Here is a 21,338-nt window from a genome sequence, read left to right on the forward strand (position 1 = left end):
CAAACCACGCTTCTTCGCGCTTCACGAAGTGGCTGGCGGCTGCGGAAGCTACGAAGTCTCCAAGCCTGAGTGCTTCTGTTAGATTCTTGGACCGGCGTTGGGGTGGCAGGGGCGGCGCAGGCGGCGCTGTATCATGGCTGGACACGAGTTGTGCGGTGATACATACGCGCTAGTACGGTGTGTTATGCGAGTTGAATGCGGAATAAACTCTACTAGCTTTGCCGCGCTGTGCGGTAGTCTCCCGCCAACCACGGCGCTTGATTCGGCCTCGGACGGAAAGAGCGAAGCCCGTGGTCGGCAAACCACGGGCTTCGAGTAAGTGGGTGATTTGTTCTACAACCTTGAAACCCATGGAGAACAAACCAAACGGTGACGATGATTACGTGGTAATCGTCGTCAGGCTCCCGGTCAAGCTGTTAACGCAGCTTAGTCGGTGGCTAGTGGTAGCTAGTAGCATTTATGTGCTGTTAAACCACTAATCTCAGCCGGGCAGGAAGGGTACAAGCCCTTCCTGCTTAGGGTTGTAACTCTGCTAGGCCGCCGGAAGTTGCGTAAAGATGCGAAAGCCTAACGAATATATTCGATAGGATTGAAGTCCAACGAAATATATTCGTTGGGCTAGGATAGCACCTATCTTCGCTCCCATGCAACTGCTAAACCTATACCTGACCGACATTAGGGCCTTGTGCCAACAGCACCGGGTGAGTCGGCTGTTGGTCTTTGGGTCGGTGCTGACCCCGGCGTTTCGCCCGGATAGCGACGTGGACTTGGTGGTCGAGTTCGAGCCAATGCCTTTAGAGGAGTACGCCGACAATTACTTTCATTTCAAATTTGCGCTGGAAGAGCTGCTTGGTCGTCCGGTGGATTTGTTGGAAGCCCAGGCCGTGCGCAATCCTTACTTCCGCCAGCAGCTGCAAGCCACTCAGCAACTCGTTTATGCTGCCTGAAATCCGCGCTTGCCTGCATGATGTGTTGCAGGCCATTGAAGAAACAGAAGACTTCTTTGCCGGGCAGCCGCTGGATTTCAGCCGTTATCAACAGGACGTGCGTACCCGCCGCGCCACGGAGCGTAACCTGGAAATCATGGGCGAAGCGGTGGGGCGGATTCTGAAGCTAGACCCCACGTTTGCCCTCGCCAATGCCCGCCAGATAGTTGCTACCCGTAACCGCATCATTCACGGATATGATACCGTGTCGGATGAACTGGTTTGGAGCATCGTAGTGCGTCATTTGCCGCAACTGAAACGGGAAGTGGCGGGGTTGTTGGCGGAGGAGTAATTGAGTCTCTTGGCCCTTGCACTGGCGCAAGAGGTATTCAACGTACCAGTTCAAACCGCACTTCTTCGCGCTTTACAAAGTGGCCTGTTACTGCGGAAGCTACGAAGTCTCCAATCCTGAGTGCTTGGGTGGTGGGGGTGGGTTTTGGAGATAATCGGAGTTGGATGCAGGAGGCTAAGCTTCCAACAGACCTTGGTCAATGAGTTTCCTCTTCTGCCTTCTCTCACGTAACGTTCTGTCCGTCTTTTCCCATTTGCCAGGCTTGCTACGATCAGTATGAAAGTGAATCTCTCCTACATAGGAATCAGCACCTTTTCTGACCATTATTCCATTGAGAGGGCAGGTGTCATAGCCACAGATATGCTTGGAGTAAGTCCCAAAACTTCGGTGTCTGATATTCTTTCTTCTGAGAATCTTCTGCTGGTTTAATTTGACTGTTTCCCATAGCTGGTGTTCGTCAGCAATAGTCAAGGTCTGACCAAGTGTTGATACAGCAATGAAAGTGTATGGGTCCTTGAGTTGCAGAAACTCAAAGCTTTTGCCGAACAATACGTGAGCGTATCCTCTTAACTCTATTTTCTCATCTATACTTAATCGTTCGTTCTCAACAATAGATCGGTACAAACCTAGCGTATTGAAGTCGGTATACTTTTTACGGTTGTCAATATAAAGGAAGTAATCATTGAGAGACATGGTGTTGAATTTCCTTCCGACTTTCATGATGTCTATAGAATTGGGGGCTTAAAAAAGCGCGCTATCTGAGCAAGATAGCGCTTCTGCAAGATCTCAAACCAGCCTGTTTGACCAATAATAATCAGATTGCCTTTGTCAAAAAAGATGAAGATGTCTTTGCCGGCTTATACACGGATTTTCACTGGCAGTATTTCCGCTGCAACTCCGCAGCTTCCTCAACTCCAGCAGAAACTGCCTTAGCTAAATCGACACAACCAATAGTTGGCTTGTTCCGAGTTTCAATAAAGTACAGGGCTTTAGCTAAGTAGCCGTAACCAATTTCTTCGCGCAGCTTACGAATGCTATCCTGCTGCAACCAATCATGTTGTGCGGATTGCTCAACACGGGCAAGCTTCCTTTGTAGTTCTGCTAAACGCAAGTCACTGGTTTGAGTGAAGCGTTCATCATCATACATCACCGCATAGGTGTTGGCCAGCTCCTGGTAAACGTCTGAACGATCGTGGTATAGCTCCACCGCCTTCTGCCCATCACGGATGGCCGCTGCATAATTGTGCTGAAGCTGGTATAGGCCAGCGCGCTGTCGGTAATAGTACCCAACTTGCTTATTTAGGGCAATGGCTCTTGACAACGATGCAACAGCTTGCGCGCTATTCTTTTGCGAACTAGCTAACCACGCCCACCCTAAATCCAGATTTGGGTGCTCGCGCAGTAATGACCGTAACCGAGTCAGCTGAGCTGCTGTGTCCTTGGCTGTACCTAACGCCAATGGACCAAAAGGAGCTATTTCGGCTAGATTATTTAATGCATCGGGTGATTCTTGTACGAGCTTTGTGGCCTCCGCTAGTGGATTGCTTCCACTTGGTTCAAGCTTGTCAACAATATAGTGAATCGCTGCCGGCTTAATCACTGGAGACAGTACCGTCAGCTGTTCCGTAAACCTCACCAAAGCGGCCTCTTTCGTAGTTGGCGCGGTTAAAGACAAGGGCATAGGGGAGGAGCATGTTGAGCACAGCAGAACCGCAAAAAGCAGACGGTAAGATTTCATTTAAATTCGGCTAAAATAAAACGGGCGCTACCTGAGCAAGGTAGCACCCGTTTGCAAGCAATTAAGCAGGTCGATTACATATTCCTTCTATACTGCCCGCCCACTTCAAACAGGGCGTTGGTAATTTGTCCAAGCGAGCAGAATTTCACCGTTTCCATCAGTTCCTCGAAGAGGTATGTCGTTAGCAACAACGGCCACTTGCTGCTGAAGCTTCAGAGCAGCCGCGGCCTCTGCCCCCTTGGCCCTCTAGTGTCTTGAAACTGTCTTGCCGCTTTTAACGGCAGTGGAGGCACAGCTTACCTGCCATAGCTGGGCACGAGTTAAGCTGCTCTAAACTCGTACTAGTTGGAGCAGATGATGTATAACTACAATAAGAATTTTAAAAACACTATTTTTCTGTCACTGTCTACCAACCCTAGTTGGAAACTAAGTTAGGGCCTGTGCGCTACTGGTTTCTCGTCCACTTCACGTTTAGGATCTTAAATTCTTGGCTGGTCTTCGGGTCCAACCGGAAGATTTCAAGAACCTCAGTATTCTCGTCTACGATGGTGTAAACTTCCTTCATATCATTGATGCGACCCGAGGAGCCCGCCTGCTTGTAGCGGAAGGTCATAGTCTTGGCGGTGGCATCCCAGGGGCCTTCCATGGCTACGCCGTTACCCCCGTCCTGAATCATGGCGCGGGTAAAGATTTTTTTGTTGGCGTCGTAGCCGGTCACGCGAATCCCGGTAATACGCTTGCCCATGATGTTGTAGTTAATTTCCGAAACCTGATAGAGCCCATCCATGGCCATGTGGTTCATCAAAGTAGACGTACTGGTCACGGGAGCAGCACCCGGGACAAAGGTCATGGTTGCCTGGCCGGTCCAGGCGCCGTTTGAGCGCGCCAGCATCTGGTGGGACACATCGTCGGTGGGGGTGGGCTGCTCCTTAGCGGCCGTAGCGGGAGCCGGGGCTTGGGCTTTGGCGGCGAGTGGTTGTTGACCCAGCGCCCCGTGGGCGAGGAAGATGCCCGAAAGGGCGGCAAGTACAGTGGTTTTCATGTTGGGGCATGGAGATATGGTGGTAGAGCTGCTGATGAGGGTCCGGGATATGGCACCTTGCTGGGGACTAGCTCAGCGGATCCGAAACCCGCCAGGCGGTTTAGCCGCACGGCGCCGAGATAGGTCCCGGCCATTCGGGTAAAGAACGGCGCCTCACTGGAGAGTGTCAATGACATAAAGATGTGATAAACAATAAATTGATTTTGTGCCTTCCAGCAGTCGCCCGAAAGGCTCATGGGCTTGAGTTGATATTGGACTACATATTCCTTCGATACTATCCGCCCACTTCAAACGGGGCATTCGTAATCTGCCCGAGCGAGCAGTATTTGACGATTTCCATCAGTTCCTCGAAGAGGTGGCCGTTATTAAGGGCTACTTGTTGCAGCTGTTTCAGGCGTTGCTCGGTGGTGCCTTCGTGGCGGGCGCGCAGGTGCTGTATAGTGATGTGGTACTGCTTGGATAGACGAAGATGTTAAACTAAGTAATAAGCCGTAGCTGGTCCTTTTCCTTGCTTTTCAAGGAGTTTTCGGGCCACCATATCAGCCAGAATACGCTTCACGGTAGGAGCCGGAATAGCCAGTTTTTCGGCAATTTCACCGGATTTACAGCCGGAATAGTTACCTATGAAGGCCAGAATAGACTTTTCACGAGGGGAATATTGCTTATCAGCTTCCTGCACGGTCAGTTTTTGTAACAGCTGTTGCTGCACATTATGCAGAGCATCGAAAAAGAAGTGTAGCCACGAGGAAATATTTTCTCCTGGCCGTTGCGACTGGCGCTTTTGTAGCTCACGGTAATATTCCGTTTTACGATTTTCGATTTCGTGTTCTAAGCTCACATATTGAATCCAGACGTAGCCGTGCCGCAGAAGTAGTAAGCTGGCAAGCAGGCGGCTCAGGCGGCCGTTACCGTCCTGGAACGGGTGGATACTCACAAAATCGTAAGCAAACAGGGCACACTTGACCAGCGGGTGCGTGGTCTTGTCTTGGTGGTACCATGCTACCAACTCGCGCATGGCATCCTCGGTGGCAAAGCCGGGCGCGGTGGTCTGGAAAATGAGCTGTTTAGTGCCGTCGGGCAAAGACGCCTCTACGGCGTTACTGTGCTGCTTGTAGTTGCCGCGGTGCCACTCGTCTTTGCGGCTAAAGTGCAGGAGGTGGTTGTGCAGTCCTTTGAGGCTGTTTTCGGTGATATCAATGTCGGTGTATGATTCCGAAATCAAATCCAGCACCTGAAAGTAACCCACTACTTCCTGTGCGTCCCGGTCTTCGAGCTTGCTGATGTCAGTGTTCCGTAGCAGTACGTCCACTTCCTCGTCGCTCATGCGGGAACCTTCGATGCGAGTGGACGCCCCCACGCTACGCACCGTGGCAATAGCTTTAAGTTGTTTCAGTGTTTGACCCTCGCGCCGTTCAATAGCCGACCAGGACGCGTCGAAGCGGTCCAGTTTGCTGATAATGCCCAACAAGGCCCAATCTAGCGTTACCTGAACAGTGTGTACTTGTTCTTCCATCTCGTAAAACTAGAGATTGATACGATTCGATACGATTTGATACGATTTGATACGGTATCGAGTCGATCCATATTAATGAGCATGTGATGAGCAGAATCAGAGAGCTGACTCTATTCGCTTTACTGGGAATGGTATAGAAAACAAAAAGCGCGCTACCTCAACAAGGTAGCGCGCTTTGGTAGGAGCCTAGATAGGGCGGTTACATATTCCTTCTATACTGCCCGCCCACTTCAAACAGGGCGTTGGTGATTACCTCGGCCGGCACGACCGTGAGCTACTAGTCGTTTAGTTTCTGTTGCAGTTCCCGCACGTAGTCTACGCTCACTTCATTGATTTCAGCGATTTGCTCCGCGGTTAAGCCTTGTTGCAGACTGCGCCGGATGATGCCGCTGAGCCGGGCTCTTTCGGCAATAACGGTTTCGGCGTTGATGGCGGTGTAGCGGGCAAACTGGGACCGTTCTTCCGGAGTCATTTTGCGGGTGTTCAGCTCGTCGATGGCACGCTGTAGCCATTCCTCGTTCCAGAACGCGGGGTACTCGGCGGGGTCAGTGGCTTCGTGTAGCGTTTTCATGGTGTAAATCAATTTGTCGAGGTCGGTATGAATGGCCGCTACTGGCTTATCGAATTTAGCGAGTTCCACCGTGATAAACGTTAGCTGATCGTCGATGGGTTCGCCCTGCTCGCTACGTAGCGTGGCTAGCGTGTGGTAGTGCGAGGTGGGCAAAATGCTTTTTTCGAGAAACGCAATGCAATAAATGCGCGGCAAGTTGGCGTAGTCGAACCGGCCACGCTCCACCACCGTGTTGAATTTGTGCAGCGCATAGAACTTCATGCGCTGCACAAAGTGGGGCATATGGCCCAGCTGCATTTCTACAATGAAGTGGTTACCGTGTACGTCGGTACAAGCCAAATCAAAAATGCCGCTGCGGCTGTCCTGGGTGAGGGCTTCAAAAGCATTCTTTTCGAGCTGCACCTGCTGAATGGGCACGGGCGACTTGATGAGTGCCTGCAAGGCCGTGCGCAGAAACAGGTCGTTGGTTTCATTGCCGAAGGTTGCCTTGAAGCCGTAGTCGGAAATCAGCGGGATAAATTGGCTTAGCCCCATCCCTACATATTCCTTCTATACTGCCCGCCCACTTCAAACAGCGCGTTCGTAATCTGCCCAAGGGAGCAGTACTTCACCGTTTCCATCAGTTCCTCGAAGAGGTTGCCGTTTTGCACGGCCACTTGTTGCAACTGTTTCAGGGCCGCATCGGCCTTGTCGCGGTTGCGGGCGTGCAGGTTTTCGAGCATCGTGATTTGGTACTGCTTCTCTTCCTCCGTGGCGCGGATAACTTCGGCGGGCACGACGGTGGGGGAGCCTTTCGAGGAGAGGAAGGTGTTCACGCCGATGATGGGGTACTCGCCGGTGTGCTTGAGCGTCTCGTAGTAGAGGCTTTCCTCCTGAATCTTGCCGCGCTGGTACATGGTTTCCATGGCGCCTAGCACGCCCCCGCGCTCCGTAATCCGGTCGAACTCGGCCAGTACGGCTTCCTCCACCAGGTCGGTCAACTCCTCGATGATGAAGGAGCCTTGCAGCGGGTTTTCGTTCTTAGCCAGACCCAGCTCCCGGTTGATGATGAGCTGAATGGCCATGGCCCGGCGCACCGACTCCTCGGTGGGGGTGGTAATGGCCTCGTCGTAGGCGTTGGTGTGCAGCGAGTTGCAGTTGTCGTAGATGGCGTAGAGGGCCTGCAACGTGGTGCGGATGTCGTTGAAGTCGATTTCCTGAGCGTGCAGGCTCCGGCCGCTGGTCTGGATGTGGTACTTGAGCATCTGCGAGCGGGCGTCGGCGCCATACTTTAGCTTCATGGCCTTGGCCCAGATGCGGCGCGCCACGCGGCCAATCACGGCGTACTCCGGGTCGATGCCGTTGGAGAAGAAGAAGCTCAGGTTGGGCGCGAAGTCGTTGACGCTCATGCCCCGGCTCACGTAGTACTCCACGAACGTGAAGCCGTTGGAGAGAGTGAGAGCCAGCTGCGTGATGGGGTTGGCGCCGGCCTCGGCAATGTGGTAGCCGGAAATCGACACCGAGTAGAAGTTGCGGACCTTATTCGTGATAAAGTACTGCTGCACGTCGCCCATAAGGCGCAGGCTGAACTCGGTGCTGAAAATGCAGGTGTTCTGGGCCTGGTCTTCCTTCAGGATGTCGGCCTGCACAGTGCCGCGCACCTGCGTGAGGGTGCGGGTTTTGATAGTCTGGTAAACGTCGGCGGGCAGTACCTGGTCGCCGGTTACGCCGAGCAGCAGCAGGCCCAGGCCATCGTTGCCGGCCGGCAGCTCGCCTTGGTAGCGCGGGCGCGCCACGCCTTTCTCCTTATAGATGGCGTCAATCTTGTCGTTGATCTCCGCTTCCAGGCCGTGCTCCTTTATATATAGCTCGCACTGCTGGTCGATGGCGGCGTTCATGAAGAAGGCGGCCAGCTGAGCGGCAGGGCCGTTGATGGTCATGGATACCGACGTCAGGGGGTCGGCGAGGTTGAAGCCGGAGTAGAGCTTCTTGGCGTCGTCGAGGCAGCACACGCTCACACCGGAGTTGCCGATTTTGCCGTAGATGTCGGGCCGATGGTCGGGGTCTTCGCCGTAGAGCGTCACCGAGTCGAAGGCCGTGCTCAGGCGCTTGGCCGGCAGGCCCGCCGATACATAGTGAAAGCGGCGGTTGGTACGCTCCGGCCCACCTTCGCCCGCAAACATGCGGGTGGGGTCTTCGCCTTCGCGCTTGAAGGGGAACACGCCGGCCGTGTAGGGAAACTCGCCGGGCACGTTCTCCTGGAGCTGCCACTTCAGCAGGTCGCCCCAGGCGGTGTAGCGCGGCAGGCTCACCTTTGGAATCTGGAGGTGGGAGAGGCTTTCGGTGTGCGTTTTGAGGCGCAGCTCCTTGTCGCGCACCTTAAACACGAACTCCGGGGCCTTGTAGGCGGCTACCTTCTGCGGCCAGGTCTCCAGAAGCTTCCAGTTCTGGCCGTCCAGCCGAAGCTTGACCTCTTCGAAGGTGCTCTCCAGGCCGGAAATGAGGTTTCTTCCTCCGTCGCCATTATTTCCGGCGTTATTTCCGGTTGCAGGCTGCCCGTTTCCGAGGCTTTCGACGGCTCCGATGGCTTGTCGGATGCCGAAGAGCTGTTGGGCCACGGCCGCTTGTTTCTCAACCCACTGGTCATACTGATGAATGGTTTCGGTGATTTCGGAAAGGTAACGGGTGCGGTGCGGCGGAATGATGTAGATTTTCTCGGAGTCCTCTTTACTGGTTTCGAGCTGGGAGGCGAAGGCCACGCCGGTTTTGGCTTCCACGGTGGCCAGCACGGCGCGGTAGAGGCGGTTCATGCCGGGGTCGTTGAACTGCGAGGCGATGGTACCGAACACGGGCATCTCCTCCAGCGGCTGGTCCCAGAGCTGGTGGTTGCGCTGGTACTGCTTGCGCACGTCGCGCAGGGCGTCGAGCGCGCCGCGCTTGTCGAACTTGTTGAGGGCAATGACGTCGGCGAAGTCGAGCATGTCGATCTTCTCGAGCTGAGTGGCGGCGCCGTATTCGGGCGTCATCACGTAGAGGCTGGCGTCGGAGTGCTCAATGATTTCGGTGTCGGACTGGCCGATGCCGGACGTTTCGAGGATGATGAGGTCGAAGTCGGCGGCGCGCACCACGTCCACGGCGTCCTGCACATACTTGCTCAGGGCGAGGTTGCTCTGGCGCGTAGCCAGGCTGCGCATGTACACTCGGGGGCTATTGATGGCGTTCATGCGAATCCGGTCGCCGAGCAGAGCCCCGCCGGTTTTGCGCTTGCTCGGGTCGACGGAGATAATGGCGATGGTCTTGTCGGGGAAGTCGAGCAAAAACCGCCGCACCAGCTCATCCACCAACGACGACTTACCCGCGCCCCCCGTGCCCGTGATGCCGAGGATGGGAGCGGTTTTAGTTGTTGGTTGTTGGTTGTCAGTTGTCAGGTCGTTCTGACGGGCGTTGTTTTCGCCCTTTTCTGACAACTGATAACTATCAACTAACAACTTCTTCACCCGCTCAAACTCCTGGGGGAAGTTTTCGGCGGCGGAGATGAGGCGGCCGATGCTGCGGGCGTCTTTTTCCTTGACATGGCGGACTTCGCCGTTGAGCTGCTGGCCGGTGGGGAAGTCGGCTTGCTGGAGCAGGTCGTTGATCATGCCCTGCAAGCCCATGGCGCGGCCGTCGTCGGGGGAGTAGATGCGGGTGATGCCGTAGCTGTGTAGCTCCTCGATTTCAGTAGGCAGAATGACGCCGCCGCCGCCGCCGAAGATCTTGATGTGGCCCGCGCCACGCTCCTTCAGCAGGTCGTGCATGTACTTGAAGTACTCGTTGTGGCCGCCCTGGTAGGAGGTGATAGCAATGGCCTGGGCATCTTCCTGAATGGCGCAGTCCACTATTTCCTGCACCGAGCGGTTGTGGCCGAGGTGAATAACCTCGGCGCCGCTGCTCTGGATGATGCGGCGCATGATGTTAATGGCGGCGTCGTGCCCATCGAAGAGGGCGGCGGCCGTGACGATGCGGACGTGGTTCTGAGGCTTATACGGAGCTACGGGAGCTGCTTGCATAGCACGGGGGAGTTGGGTGGAAATTGGGGTAGCGAAGGTACGAAAAAAGCCCCGCCGGGCTAAGCTGGGGCTTTTCAGAATGTAGCGCGGAAATCTGTTCCGCGACGAGCCGCAGGCGAGTTCCTACGCAGCCGAGCCGTAGCGCGAAGCTCCAGCTTCGCGCATCGTTGAACGATACTCGGTAGGGCCGCGCGGCTGTCAGCAACGATGCGCGAAGCCAGAGCTTCTCGCGCTACATGCGCACTAGCCGGCGGCGAGTTTCTTCGCGCTGGAATCAGGTGGCGCGGTATCCACTACTCGCTTCGCTCGTGCGCGGAACGGATTTTCGCGCTACGGTTATTCCGTCATTACGGTGAAATAGAGGCTGGGCTGCATGTTGTGGATAGTCCAGGAGGCGTGGCCGTTTTCCCGCTCCACCATCCCGCGCTTTGACTGGCGAATGACGGGGATGGAGAAGAACTTCAGCTCGGGAGCCGTTTTTTCGCTTTGTATCCACTGAATGGTGGCGGCTACCGGTTGCGCATCCAAGATGATGTTGTAGGGACGTAGATCGATGGTAAACCAGCCCTTGCTATTGGTTGGGCAAATGAGCTGAATGTCCTGCGAGAGTAAAGGCTCGGCCGGTAAATTGTTTTCTACCGTGTACAGATTTAGCCGAAAACGCAGCTGTTCGTACTTGTTGTCGGAGAGGTAGATGTGAAACTCCTCCAGATACGTCCGGCGCGCGGGTTCCAGCAAAGCACCTACTTCCCAGCCCCATTCATCATCGACGGTGGTTTTGCCACTGGAGCCGCCCACCCAGCGAAGCGAATATTTCTCGTTGGTGCGGCCCAGCAAGCTAGGGTGCAGGCGCCGGTGCTCCACCCGAACATCCTGCAACACGTGGTCCTGCGGAGCGAGCCGAAACACGCGTTGCCCGGCAGTGAGTGAGGCCGGTGGTATGAGCTGGCGTTGAAACCCCACGCAAGAAACAATCAGCGTATCGCTCAAGTCAGCGAGGCGCAGTACGTAGCGGCCCTGTTCATCGGCGGCCGTACCGATGGATTTACCCCGAATACCCAGGATGGCAAATGGGACTGGCTCGTTGGTGCGCGCGTTCAGCACCTGTCCTTCAATGGGCAGCCCTTGGGCCAGGGCTGCGGACGAATAGGAGAGGAGCAGCGCTAGGCTGAATAATAACCGATAAAGCATCAGACGGAATAGACGAAAACGCAGATAAGCACTGCTAAATAAGGAAAATTCGTCACTTAACGAATTCTCGGTAGCTTCAGAAAAGAAGAGTCAATAGTATTATGTGAAGGCCAGCGCTATTTCAACTCAGCCAGGAGCAATGTAAATCCAGGTAGCACGGCTTCACCGGACAGCTCCTTGTCGAAACCTTGTACTACTTCCGGCTCCGGTTGGCCGGCGCGGTAGATATAGGCCGTTTCCGTCTCGGGGTCGAGTAGCCAGGCTAGCTGCGCGCCGTTGCGGAGCCAGTCGAGCATCTTGGCTTTAAGATCTTTGATGGAGTCAGTAGCGGACTTCAACTCGACAACAAACTCAGGGCACACGGGTGCAAATTGCTCCTGTTGCTTTACCGTGAGTGCGCACCACTGCGAGGCAGATACCCAAGCCGCGTCTGGAGCGCGCATGGACCCGTCGGGCAGGGCAAAGCCGCCATTTGACTCGAATATCTCACCTAATTCCCTGTGCTGGCTCCACCATATATACAACTGGCCATTGAGCCGTGAATTACGTTTACTGGAGCGGCTGCCGGTAGGCGACATAATTAAGATTTCGTGATTGGCAGTCCGTTCAATGCGTAGTTCTGGGTGGTGCTGGCAGAAGTCGAAGAACTCCTCATCAGACATTAGCGCTAAGCCTGGACCACTTAGTAGGAGGGGCGCTTCTTTGGGAAGGATGCTGATATGCATGGCAGTAAAAAACGACGCTTTGGTGCGTACTACTTTAGCTCGGCCAGCTGTAACTTAAACTCAGGCAGCACGGCTTCACCCGACAGTTGCTTGTCGAAACCCTGCACTACTTCTGGCTCCGGTTGGCCAGCGCGGTAGATGTAGGCGGTTTCCGTCTCGGGGTTGAGCAGCCAGGCTAGCTTTGCGCCATTGCGGAGCCAGTCGAGCATTTTCGCTTGCAACGTATTGAGACGGTCGCTAGGCGATTTTACTTCCACCACTAACTCGGGGCAGAGGGGCAGAAATTTGCGACGCTGTTCTTCGGGCACCTGTTCCCACTTCCCAAAGGAGAACCACGAGGCATCGGGCGAAAGCACTGAGGTATCAGGCAATATGTAGCCCGCCGACGATTCACCCACTTTACCTAATCGGGTGCGCTTGTTCCAGGTTGAAAGCTGATAGTATACTTCCCCGCTGACGGAACTGGACTCAAAGCCGGCTGGTGACATAAGTAAAATCTCGTGTTCAGCCGTGCGCTCTATTCGCACGTTGCTATTGAGTTGGCAGAAATCAAAAAACTCCTCATTCGACATTTCTGCTAAATAAGGGCTACGCAGGGTAATAACATCTTCAGTGAGAGTAGGCCGCATGATGGTGAAGATTGACAGCATTTCAAGGTACGCAAAAACCAACAGCCGATCCGCTAGAAAAGCAGCCCGACCGTTGGCATTTGTCAAATCTTAGCATTACGCTGCTGCCTTCTTCTCCAGCGCTTGGAGCAGCTCGTCGGCGGCCTGCTCAATATCGGTGTAGCCTTGCTGGGCGGCACGCTCTTTGGCGGCAATCAGACCATCGCGGTGCACGGTTTTGAAGTCGCCATAGGGGAAATGATAGCGGCCCTTGGTGTCTTCGCCCTTGGCTGGGTCGAGGCCCAGGTGCCAGTTGGCGTACTCGCTTATTTCGTGACTTTCGAGAAACTTGTTTTCGGCGCCGGAGTCGGGGTTGTGTTGGCCCCAGTGACCCTGGTCGTTTTGGAGCTTGCCGTCCTGGATGAGCTGGTGGGCAAACTTGACGGCGGCCGGATTTAGGTGCATGTTCATGGAAGTAAGGAGTTAGACCAATAAAAAAGTCCAGCCGCTCGGCCGGACTTTACTTTACGCGCGTGGCTTCTCCTTCGTTGGAACGCCGCTAACCGGGCACTGAAGCCAAGCGAAAAGTGAGCTGCGAAGCAGAAGTGTTAGTGCCCTTCCACCGCGCGTACCCCGGCTTCCGCTACGGCGTGGTCATCGTCTACAGTGCTACCCGATACGCCGATGGCGCCAATAACGCGGCCGTTGTCGTCCTTGATGGGAATGCCACCGGGGAAGGTGATGAGCCCGCCGTTGGAGTGCTCGATGTTATACAATGGGCCACCAGGGTGGGAGAGTTTGCCAATTTCGCCGGTGGGAAAATCGAAGTAGCGGGCCGTTTTCGCCTTGCGAATGGAAATGTCGAGCGAGCCTAGCCAGGCATCGTCCATGCGGGCAAAGGCGGTGAGGTTGGCGCCGGCGTCTACCACGGCAATGTTCATTTTTACGCCCATTTCAAGGGCTTTTTCGTGCGCGGCTTGTATGGCCGCTTGGGCCTGCTGTAGGGTGATACCCATAAAAGTGTTGGGGTTGGTGAAAAAGCTATACCTCGACAACGTAATTTCTCCGACTTCGGCCAATCCTCACCAACAGGTTAAGACGATACAATACCGTATTTGCGACGATAGTACAGTGGAGTCCCCTTTTGCCAGCGTCATTAGCCCGCTGCCCGCAGTCCAGATAAACGCAAGACCTGCTGTTCCACCAGCTTGAATCTTGCTCAGAAGGTGATTCCCTTACTCAGTATAACCCGCCAGCTCACCAGAACTCCAGCCAACAGCACCAACAGGCCCACCGCCAGCCGGGTCCGGCCGGGCTGCCGAATCGTACCTTCGAAAGACTCTTGCATGCTGGCCAGATACATAGGGCCGAGTAGGAGCAGCATGACCACGGCGTGCAACTGCTCATTCACGCTCTGACGGGGCCAGTACAGCAACGCTAGCAGTAGGCTGCCCGCCAGCCAGGGCGCCAGCACCGCCGCCAGCAACAGGCGCCGCCGGTTCCGAAAACGCATCAGCGTAATAGAGTCGTGGCTTTGCAGAAAGGCAATAGAGGTGAGGTAGCCGAGGCCAACCTGCACTATTCCCGCCAGCAGGGCCACCAGCACATTCAGTGCGTTGCCGGCCAGAAACAGCCAGCTCGGCACGTACCACGCCCCCGATTGCGTCAGCGTATCGGCCACGAATACGCCCAGGGAAAGGTTGCCGGCGTGCAGCATCACCCACAGCAAAAACTGCTTGAACAGGCCCCGCCGATGTCGGGCCCGCTGCCAGAACCACCACCCGGCCACCAGCCCCACCATCCCGCACACCAACGGCCCAATTCCGTACACGGCCAGGACCGCCGTGCGCCACCATTCAGCGTCGGCGATGCGAAACTGCACCCGGCCTAGGTGCCACACGCCCGGAATGCCAAGTCGGGCCGCCATGCGCAAGGTCGCTACCTGATACAGGCCCTGCACCAGAAAATACGCCAGCAGGTACAACACCGTGGCATTTATTGCTACGATGGTTGTTTTACTGGAGTCGGAAGGCGAAACAGAAGAAGAGGCAGGTAAAGGTGAGTCCATGCAGGCGCGGGCTGATGCTGGCTAAGAAGGGCGTTAAAGATAGAAACGATGCCGGCTAGTTGCGTGTGGGTAGGTTGTGGGCCCGCGACCTAGCTTTTCCGGGCGGCTTTGCCTACCTTTGGAATTGCAAAAAACCGCCTCTAGTGAAGAACATCCGCAATTTCTGCATCATTGCCCACATCGACCACGGGAAAAGCACACTGGCCGACCGCCTGCTGGAATTCACCCAGACCGTGGCCAAGCGCGATATGCAAGCCCAGCTGCTCGACAACATGGATTTGGAGCGGGAGCGGGGCATTACCATTAAAAGCCACGCCATTCAGATGCAGTATCAATACAAGGGCGAGCAATACACGCTCAACCTGATTGATACGCCCGGCCACGTCGATTTCAGCTACGAAGTATCCCGCTCCATTGCGGCCTGCGAAGGTGCTTTGCTCATCGTCGACTCCTCGCAGGGCATCGAAGCGCAGACCATCAGCAACCTCTACCTGGCTATTGGCTCGGACCTGACCATCATTCCAGTCCTCAACAAAATCGACTTGCCCCACTCCATGCCGGAGGAGGTCAGCGACGAAATCGTGGACCTCATCGGCTGCGACCGGGACGAAATTATTCCTGCTTCGGGCAAGGCGGGCATTGGCATCGAGGACATTCTCAATGCTATTTGTGAGCGTATTCCAGCCCCACAAGGCGACCCGGAAGGGCCGTTGCAAGCCCTCATCTTCGACTCCGTTTTCAATTCTTATCGCGGCATTGAAGTCCTGTTCCGCATCAAGAATGGCACCATGTGCAAAGGCGACAAGCTGCGCTTCATGGCTACCGGCAAGGAGTACGGTGCCGACGAAATCGGGATTCTGGGCCTCAACCAGGAGCCCCGCCCCGAAATGGGCGCTGGCAACGTGGGCTACCTCATCTCAGGCATCAAAGAAGCCCGCGAAGTAAAGGTCGGTGACACGATTACGCACGTGGCGCGGCCTACTGCGGAGCCTATTCATGGCTTCGAGGACGTGAAGCCCATGGTATTTGCCGGTATCTACCCCGTAGAAACCAGCGAGTACGAAGAGTTGCGCGGCGCCATGGAAAAGCTGCAACTCAACGATGCAGCCCTGGTGTGGGAGCCGGAGACGTCGGCGGCCTTGGGTTTCGGCTTCCGCTGCGGCTTCCTGGGCATGCTGCACATGGAAATCGTGCAGGAGCGTTTAGAGCGGGAGTTCAACATGACCGTGATTACCACCGTGCCCTCGGTGCAGTTTCACGCCGTAGGCACCAAAGACCAGCTCCTGACCATCAACGCGCCCTCCGAGATGCCGGAGCCGAACGCCATCAAGTTCATCGAAGAGCCCTACATCAAAGCCCAGATCATCACGGCGGCCGACTATGTGGGCTCCATCATTACGCTGTGCATGGATAAGCGCGGCATCATCAAGGGCCAGAGCTACCTTACTTCCGAGCGGGTGGAGTTGACGTTCGAGCTGCCACTGTCGGAAATCGTGTTCGACTTCTTCGACAAGCTCAAAACCATCAGTCGTGGCTACGCTTCGCTGGATTACGAGCTGATCGGCTTCCGTGAGTCGGACATGGTGAAGCTGGATATCATGCTCAACGGTGAGAAGGTCGATGCCCTGTCGGCCATCGTGCACCGCAGCAAAAGCTACGACTGGGGCCGCCGCCTCTGCGAAAAGCTCCGGGAGTTGCTGCCGCGCCAGCAGTTTGAGATTGCTATCCAGGCCAGTATTGGGCAGAAAATCATTGCCCGCGAAACGGTGAAGGCCCTACGCAAAAACGTAATTGCCAAGTGCTACGGCGGCGACATCAGCCGTAAGCGCAAACTCCTCGAAAAGCAGAAGGAAGGCAAAAAGCGGATGCGCCAGGTTGGTTCCGTAGAAATTCCGCAAGAGGCCTTCTTGGCCGTCTTGAAAATCGATTAAAGCCGAAAACGCGCCCCAGCCGGGCGCGTTTTTTTGTTCTCCTTACGCACTCTCTTTTCTTCCACCTCATACACTTCTTGACACGGCGTGGTATGACTATTCCAAACAGATGTCTGACAACCTCATCAAGAACTGCACGAGCGAAGCCCAGTTAGAGAAGATTCGCAAAGGACAAGAGCGCAAATTCCGGTGGCGCGACGATTGGCCCGCCATGGAGCAAGCCCTCCTAGCGGCCGGTGCCGCCGCCATCAGCTCCCATGAAGACAACAAGCAAAAACCGGATCAGAAGTAATATCCCATGACCACTGCCCCCGACGCCACCACCTACCGCCTCATTGACGGCAAGCAAACCGCCGAGGCCATCAAAGAAGAAATTGCGGCCGAAGTAACCGAGCGGAAAGCGGCCGGCCATAAGGTGCCGCACCTAGCCGCTATTCTCGTTGGCCACGATGGCGGCTCCGAAACCTACGTGCGCAATAAGGTGCTGGCTTGCGAGCGAGTAGGTTTCGAAAGCACGCTGCTGCGCTACGAAGACGACATCACTGAGGCCGACTTGCTGGCTAAAGTAGAAGAGCTGAACCAGGACCCTAGCATTGACGGCTTCATTGTGCAGCTGCCTTTGCCGCGGCATATTTCTTCCGAGAAGGTGATTGAAGCCATTCGGCCGGAGAAGGACGTAGACGGATTTCACCCCATGAACATTGGCCGCATGGTAGCCGGGCTGCCAGCGCTGCTGCCTGCTACGCCTTCCGGCATCGTGGAGCTGCTGCGCCGCTACGAACTGCCCACTGATGGTAAGCACTGCGTGGTAATTGGAAGAAGCAATATTGTGGGTACGCCCGTTAGTATTCTGCTTGCTAAGAACTTAGAGCCCGGCAACTGCACGGTTACTTTATGCCACTCTCGCACCCAGAACCTGGCTGAAATCACCCGCACCGCCGATATTCTGGTGGCCGCCCTGGGCCGCCCGGAGTTCGTAACGGCCGACATGGTAAAGCCTGGTGCCGTTGTGATTGACGTGGGTACAACTCGCGTGGAAGACGCCACCAAAAAAGCCGGCTGGGCGCTGAAGGGAGATGTGAAGTTCGAAGAAGTAGCGCCCAAAACTTCCTACATCACGCCGGTGCCCGGTGGGGTCGGGCCCATGACCATTGCCATGCTGCTGCTCAATACCTTTCGAGCGTGCAAAGGGGAGGTGTATCCGCGTTAGAATCCAATAAAAACCGCGCTGAGCTTTTAAATTTCGGGGCGTTGTACTACTTTTAAAGTTGGGCCGACGGAAAAGGCAAAGGGTCTGCGAAGATTCAGATAGCCTGCCGTCAGCCTGGCTTTACTTGCTTACATACCGTTTTGCTGCACGAACTTCCTCTTGTATCGGCGGCCTCTCTTTCTGCTGAGGCTCCGGTTCCGGCGCTGCCCCTGATGGAGCAGTTTTATACTATTCAGGGTGAGGGCTACAACACCGGCCGCGCCGCCTATTTCGTCCGCCTCGGGGGCTGCGACGTGGGCTGCGTATGGTGCGACGTGAAAGAATCCTGGGATGCCGACAAGCACCCCCGCATTGCCATTGCCGACATTGTGGCGGCGGCCACGGCTCACGCGGGCCGCAACGTGGTTATCACGGGCGGAGAACCGCTGATGTATGATCTGGGTCCTTTGACGCAGGCGCTGCACGCCGCTGGCTGCCAGAACTGGATAGAAACTTCGGGGGCATATCCGCTGAGTGGCGAATGGGACTGGATTTGTGTGTCGCCCAAGAAGTTTAAGGCGCCGCTGCCTAGCGTACTGCAGCATGCGCACGAGCTAAAAGTCATTGTCTTCAATAAGTCTGATTTTGCCTGGGCTGAAGAGCACGCGGCACAAGTAGGCGCCGACTGCCGGCTGTACCTGCAGCCCGAATGGAGCAAAGCCCCGCAGATGATGCCGCTCATTGTGGATTACGTGAAAGATAATCCGCGCTGGCAGGTGTCGTTACAGACGCACAAATTCCTTGATATCCCGTAGGATTCCGCTCTACTCTATGCGCCGATTGTTGTTCTTACCGCTGCTAGCTTGCACGCTGTTGCTACCGCTGGGAGCCGCTGCCCAAGTCACGCTCGCCACTGCCAATGCAAAAGCCCGCAGCCTCTGGGACAAAGCCCAAACGCAAGCCAAAGAGCGTGATTTTACGAAGGCGATTGAAACTCTCACGGTGCTCAATCAGAAGTTCCCTTCGCTCGGTGAGCCTTATATGCTGCGCGGTTCCCTGCTGAAAGCTATGGGCGAAAATCGGGCTTCCTTCGAAGCCTACCGCGACGGCCTGACCAAGCTGCCAGCCGACGCCAACCGCGTTACCGACTACTACGCGTTGGGCGAGCTGGCCATGAGCTTCGGGGAGTATAAGATAGCCGCCGAAAGCTACCGGCGTCTGCTCAAGTCGGGGCCAAAGGGCCAGCGCTATGCCTCGCGGGCGCAGCTCCAACTGCTCAACTGCGAGTTTGCGGAAAAAGCCATGGCCGCGCCGGTCGGCGTGCAGCCAGAACGGCTGGGCAATCCGCTCAACACCTTCCGGTTTCAGTACTTTCCGGTCCTCACCGCCGACAACCGCTTCCTGCTGTTCACGGGCCGGCCTACGGCGGAGAGCGGCGAAGACCTGTTCGTGTCCAAGATGAACAAGGATGGCTCCGTTGCGGCCCCAGCATCCATCTCTACGCTCATCAACACCACTTACAATGAAGGGGCGGGCAGCATCTCCGGCGACGGCAAGACGCTCGTATTTGCTTCCTGCGACCGGCCCAACTCGGTAGGTAACTGTGACCTCTACATTTCCCGCCGGACCGGCAATAACTGGAGCAAGCCTCAAAATCTGGGTCGCACGGTTAACTCACCGGAGTGGGATTCGCAGCCTACTCTGTCGGCTGATGGCCGCACGCTGTATTTCACGTCTACGCGCCGCGGCGGGCAGGGCCAGGAAGACATCTACGTGACCATGCTGGACAAGGACGGCCACTGGAGTCCAGCCCGGAACCTGGGCAAGCCTGTCAATACGGCTGGCAAGGACATGGCACCCTTCATTCACGCCAGCAGCACCACACTGTACTACGTTACGGATGGCCTCGTGGGCATGGGCGGGCTCGATGTATACCGCTGCGAACAGCAAAGTGCCACCCAGTGGAGCGAACCGCAAAATCTCGGATATCCCCTTAATACACACGAGAATGAGGCTTCGCTCTTCATCTCTTCCGATAACCGCCGCGGCTTCTGTTCCCGCTCCCGCGCCGCTGAGCCTGGCGTAAAGCAGGAGCGCGACCGGCCGGTGGAGCTGTTTAGCTTTGAAGTGCCTCAACCCGTACGTTCCCGCGAAACCAGCACCTACACCCAAGGCCGCGTGTTCGACGCCATCACCAAGAAGCCGATCAAGGCCGATGTGCAGCTCTACGACCTCAACACCGATGAGCTAACGCAATATGTGACCTCCGACGCGGAAAATGGCGATTATACCGTGGTATTGAATGAGGGACGCCAGTATGCTATGTACGCCGCCGCCGACAAGTACCTAATGAAGAGTCTGAGTTTCGACTACAGCGACAAGCGCAGTTTTGACCCACTCACGCTCGATATTTACCTCGAACCCGTCCGCGCTGGCCGAAGCATCGTACTCAACAACCTGTTCTTCGATACCAACCAGTTCGAACTCAAGCCCAAATCTCGCACGGAGCTCAACCGGCTGGTTGACTTCATGAAGCAGTATGCTGATGTGCAGGTGGAAGTCATTGGCCACACTGATGATGTCGGAACCGATGAGGACAACTTGGCGCTGTCACAGAACCGCGCTAAGTCGGTGCACACCTATCTGATAAGCCAGGGGGTGAAGGCTGCTCGGTTGCGTTTCAAAGGGTATGGTGAAAATAAACCCTTGGTTGCGAATGATTCTGAGGACCACCGCCAGCAAAATCGGCGCATAGAGCTGCGGATACTGTAACTACTAAGCCCCCGATAGGGGAGGAGAGAGGCTGCTAAAAGCTCGATAACGCTCGTTATCGAGCTTTTTTTATTTGCAGTTTTCCTTCTTGACAGGACTTTAAAGCATTGATAATCAGTAATCGAAAAGTTGGTCATAAAAGCCTTGGATTAGAATAGTCATAAAAAATCTTTTCATTTTTAAATAAAACGTGTATATTTGGATATCCCAACGACGCAAGGAAGCCAAGGCAATACCGTTAAGTCTGAGGGAGCCAAATCGAATTTCCATTTTTCTCACTCTCCAACCTTTTAGTAGTATGAAACGAGTTCTTCTCACCGGCCTCGCTGCAATCATGGTTCTGGTTGCACAGGCTAAAACGGATGGCGACGATGCACTAGTTGCTCGCGCTACGGCGCTCACCCGCATCCAAGCCGAAAAAGCCCACCTCGACGAAGGACAGTATTTGAAAGTGAAGCAACTCAACATGCGCATGTTCTCCGAGATGGAAGACATCAAGACGCGCTTCGCTGCCGACCTGGCTATTCTAGATGAGCGGCTATCTGTCGCGCAAGCGCGCTACGACATGGAGCTAACGGCTATCATGCGGCCCGGCCAACTGGCTATGTTCCAGCAGTCGCGCACTAGCATGACTGCTCTGAGCACGCCGCGCTAGCGCAGGAGTGGTTCCGAGGAGGCTAAACA

Annotated in this window: 20 protein-coding genes; 8 read left to right on the forward strand and 12 right to left on the reverse strand. The window is 55.5% G+C overall.

Annotation, left to right across the window (positions count from 1 at the left end; all coding sequences use genetic code 11):
• Positions 1-644 precede the first annotated feature (644 nt).
• A complete protein-coding gene (locus ACYSMN_RS13355) occupies positions 645-947 on the forward strand; it encodes a nucleotidyltransferase family protein (protein WP_488924391.1) in 303 nt (100 codons plus the stop codon).
• Complete coding sequence (locus ACYSMN_RS13360; protein WP_488924392.1) at positions 937-1,278, forward strand: HepT-like ribonuclease domain-containing protein; 342 nt, start codon at positions 937-939, stop codon at positions 1,276-1,278. Before ACYSMN_RS13355 ends, ACYSMN_RS13360 begins: the two co-directional genes overlap by 11 nt.
• 174 nt (positions 1,279-1,452) lie before the next feature.
• On the opposite strand, the gene ACYSMN_RS13365 is transcribed toward ACYSMN_RS13360, so the two are convergent.
• The 12 genes from ACYSMN_RS13365 to ACYSMN_RS13420 form a co-directional block, all read right to left on the reverse strand.
• Positions 1,453-1,998 carry a hypothetical protein gene (locus ACYSMN_RS13365; RefSeq protein ID WP_488924393.1) on the reverse strand — a complete coding sequence of 182 codons (546 nt, stop codon included), beginning with the start codon at positions 1,996-1,998 and terminating at the stop codon, positions 1,453-1,455.
• 151 nt (positions 1,999-2,149) lie between these two features.
• Complete coding sequence (locus tag ACYSMN_RS13370; RefSeq protein ID WP_488924394.1) at positions 2,150-2,959, reverse strand: tetratricopeptide repeat protein; 810 nt, start codon at positions 2,957-2,959, stop codon at positions 2,150-2,152.
• Between the two features lie 502 nt (positions 2,960-3,461).
• Entirely contained in the window at positions 3,462-4,058 is a 597-nt protein-coding gene (locus ACYSMN_RS13375) for a DUF1579 family protein (RefSeq protein WP_488924395.1), read from the reverse strand.
• A gap of 472 nt (positions 4,059-4,530) precedes the next feature.
• Complete coding sequence (locus ACYSMN_RS13380; protein WP_488924396.1) at positions 4,531-5,571, reverse strand: Fic family protein; 1,041 nt, start codon at positions 5,569-5,571, stop codon at positions 4,531-4,533.
• 277 nt (positions 5,572-5,848) lie between these two features.
• On the reverse strand, positions 5,849-6,676 hold the full coding sequence (locus ACYSMN_RS13385) for an Rpn family recombination-promoting nuclease/putative transposase (RefSeq protein ID WP_488924397.1): 828 nt from the start codon (positions 6,674-6,676) through the stop codon (positions 5,849-5,851).
• A 2-nt stretch (positions 6,677-6,678) separates the two neighbouring features.
• Positions 6,679-10,170: a methylmalonyl-CoA mutase family protein gene (locus ACYSMN_RS13390; RefSeq protein ID WP_488924398.1), complete on the reverse strand. Its 3,492-nt coding sequence runs from the start codon at positions 10,168-10,170 to the stop codon at positions 6,679-6,681.
• 336 nt (positions 10,171-10,506) lie between these two features.
• Positions 10,507-11,361 carry a carboxypeptidase-like regulatory domain-containing protein gene (locus tag ACYSMN_RS13395; RefSeq protein ID WP_488924399.1) on the reverse strand — a complete coding sequence of 285 codons (855 nt, stop codon included), beginning with the start codon at positions 11,359-11,361 and terminating at the stop codon, positions 10,507-10,509.
• A gap of 116 nt (positions 11,362-11,477) precedes the next feature.
• On the reverse strand, positions 11,478-12,086 hold the full coding sequence (locus ACYSMN_RS13400; RefSeq protein ID WP_488924400.1) for a Uma2 family endonuclease: 609 nt from the start codon (positions 12,084-12,086) through the stop codon (positions 11,478-11,480).
• Between the two features lie 29 nt (positions 12,087-12,115).
• Positions 12,116-12,715 carry a Uma2 family endonuclease gene (locus ACYSMN_RS13405; RefSeq protein ID WP_488924401.1) on the reverse strand — a complete coding sequence of 200 codons (600 nt, stop codon included), beginning with the start codon at positions 12,713-12,715 and terminating at the stop codon, positions 12,116-12,118.
• 96 nt (positions 12,716-12,811) lie between these two features.
• Entirely contained in the window at positions 12,812-13,165 is a 354-nt protein-coding gene (locus ACYSMN_RS13410; RefSeq protein ID WP_488924402.1) for a hypothetical protein, read from the reverse strand.
• 137 nt (positions 13,166-13,302) lie between these two features.
• Positions 13,303-13,710, reverse strand: coding sequence for a GlcG/HbpS family heme-binding protein (locus ACYSMN_RS13415; protein WP_488924403.1), 408 nt, complete (start codon positions 13,708-13,710; stop codon positions 13,303-13,305).
• Positions 13,711-13,913: 203 nt separating this feature from the next.
• Positions 13,914-14,762: a hypothetical protein gene (locus tag ACYSMN_RS13420; RefSeq protein ID WP_488924404.1), complete on the reverse strand. Its 849-nt coding sequence runs from the start codon at positions 14,760-14,762 to the stop codon at positions 13,914-13,916.
• A gap of 143 nt (positions 14,763-14,905) precedes the next feature.
• On the opposite strand from ACYSMN_RS13420, the gene lepA reads away from it, so the two are divergent.
• From lepA to ACYSMN_RS13450, 6 genes are all read left to right on the forward strand, one after another.
• Complete coding sequence (gene lepA / locus ACYSMN_RS13425) at positions 14,906-16,693, forward strand: translation elongation factor 4 (protein ID WP_488924405.1); 1,788 nt, start codon at positions 14,906-14,908, stop codon at positions 16,691-16,693.
• Positions 16,694-16,802: 109 nt separating this feature from the next.
• Positions 16,803-16,985, forward strand: coding sequence for a hypothetical protein (locus ACYSMN_RS13430; protein ID WP_488924406.1), 183 nt, complete (start codon positions 16,803-16,805; stop codon positions 16,983-16,985).
• 6 nt (positions 16,986-16,991) lie between these two features.
• Positions 16,992-17,903: a bifunctional 5,10-methylenetetrahydrofolate dehydrogenase/5,10-methenyltetrahydrofolate cyclohydrolase gene (locus ACYSMN_RS13435; RefSeq protein WP_488924407.1), complete on the forward strand. Its 912-nt coding sequence runs from the start codon at positions 16,992-16,994 to the stop codon at positions 17,901-17,903.
• Between the two features lie 212 nt (positions 17,904-18,115).
• Positions 18,116-18,697, forward strand: coding sequence for a 7-carboxy-7-deazaguanine synthase QueE (locus ACYSMN_RS13440; protein ID WP_488924432.1), 582 nt, complete (start codon positions 18,116-18,118; stop codon positions 18,695-18,697).
• 16 nt (positions 18,698-18,713) lie between these two features.
• Positions 18,714-20,654, forward strand: coding sequence for an OmpA family protein (locus tag ACYSMN_RS13445; RefSeq protein ID WP_488924408.1), 1,941 nt, complete (start codon positions 18,714-18,716; stop codon positions 20,652-20,654).
• Positions 20,655-20,952: 298 nt separating this feature from the next.
• Positions 20,953-21,309, forward strand: coding sequence for a hypothetical protein (locus ACYSMN_RS13450; RefSeq protein WP_488924409.1), 357 nt, complete (start codon positions 20,953-20,955; stop codon positions 21,307-21,309).
• The last annotated feature ends 29 nt before the right edge of the window (positions 21,310-21,338 follow it).

The organism is Hymenobacter sp. M1-2 (assembly GCF_057808495.1).

Coding starts and splice junctions, on each gene's coding strand:
- ACYSMN_RS13355 (WP_488924391.1), top strand. CDS start 645: ATGCAACTGCTAAACCTATACCTGACCGACATTAGGGCCTTGTGCCAA.
- ACYSMN_RS13360 (WP_488924392.1), top strand. CDS start 937: ATGCTGCCTGAAATCCGCGCTTGCCTGCATGATGTGTTGCAGGCCATT.
- ACYSMN_RS13365 (WP_488924393.1), bottom strand. CDS start 1,998: ATGAAAGTCGGAAGGAAATTCAACACCATGTCTCTCAATGATTACTTC.
- ACYSMN_RS13370 (WP_488924394.1), bottom strand. CDS start 2,959: ATGCCCTTGTCTTTAACCGCGCCAACTACGAAAGAGGCCGCTTTGGTG.
- ACYSMN_RS13375 (WP_488924395.1), bottom strand. CDS start 4,058: ATGAAAACCACTGTACTTGCCGCCCTTTCGGGCATCTTCCTCGCCCAC.
- ACYSMN_RS13380 (WP_488924396.1), bottom strand. CDS start 5,571: ATGGAAGAACAAGTACACACTGTTCAGGTAACGCTAGATTGGGCCTTG.
- ACYSMN_RS13385 (WP_488924397.1), bottom strand. CDS start 6,676: ATGGGGCTAAGCCAATTTATCCCGCTGATTTCCGACTACGGCTTCAAG.
- ACYSMN_RS13390 (WP_488924398.1), bottom strand. CDS start 10,170: ATGCAAGCAGCTCCCGTAGCTCCGTATAAGCCTCAGAACCACGTCCGC.
- ACYSMN_RS13395 (WP_488924399.1), bottom strand. CDS start 11,361: ATGCTTTATCGGTTATTATTCAGCCTAGCGCTGCTCCTCTCCTATTCG.
- ACYSMN_RS13400 (WP_488924400.1), bottom strand. CDS start 12,086: ATGCATATCAGCATCCTTCCCAAAGAAGCGCCCCTCCTACTAAGTGGT.
- ACYSMN_RS13405 (WP_488924401.1), bottom strand. CDS start 12,715: ATGCGGCCTACTCTCACTGAAGATGTTATTACCCTGCGTAGCCCTTAT.
- ACYSMN_RS13410 (WP_488924402.1), bottom strand. CDS start 13,165: ATGAACATGCACCTAAATCCGGCCGCCGTCAAGTTTGCCCACCAGCTC.
- ACYSMN_RS13415 (WP_488924403.1), bottom strand. CDS start 13,710: ATGGGTATCACCCTACAGCAGGCCCAAGCGGCCATACAAGCCGCGCAC.
- ACYSMN_RS13420 (WP_488924404.1), bottom strand. CDS start 14,762: ATGGACTCACCTTTACCTGCCTCTTCTTCTGTTTCGCCTTCCGACTCC.
- ACYSMN_RS13430 (WP_488924406.1), top strand. CDS start 16,803: ATGTCTGACAACCTCATCAAGAACTGCACGAGCGAAGCCCAGTTAGAG.
- ACYSMN_RS13435 (WP_488924407.1), top strand. CDS start 16,992: ATGACCACTGCCCCCGACGCCACCACCTACCGCCTCATTGACGGCAAG.
- ACYSMN_RS13440 (WP_488924432.1), top strand. CDS start 18,116: ATGGAGCAGTTTTATACTATTCAGGGTGAGGGCTACAACACCGGCCGC.
- ACYSMN_RS13445 (WP_488924408.1), top strand. CDS start 18,714: ATGCGCCGATTGTTGTTCTTACCGCTGCTAGCTTGCACGCTGTTGCTA.
- ACYSMN_RS13450 (WP_488924409.1), top strand. CDS start 20,953: ATGAAACGAGTTCTTCTCACCGGCCTCGCTGCAATCATGGTTCTGGTT.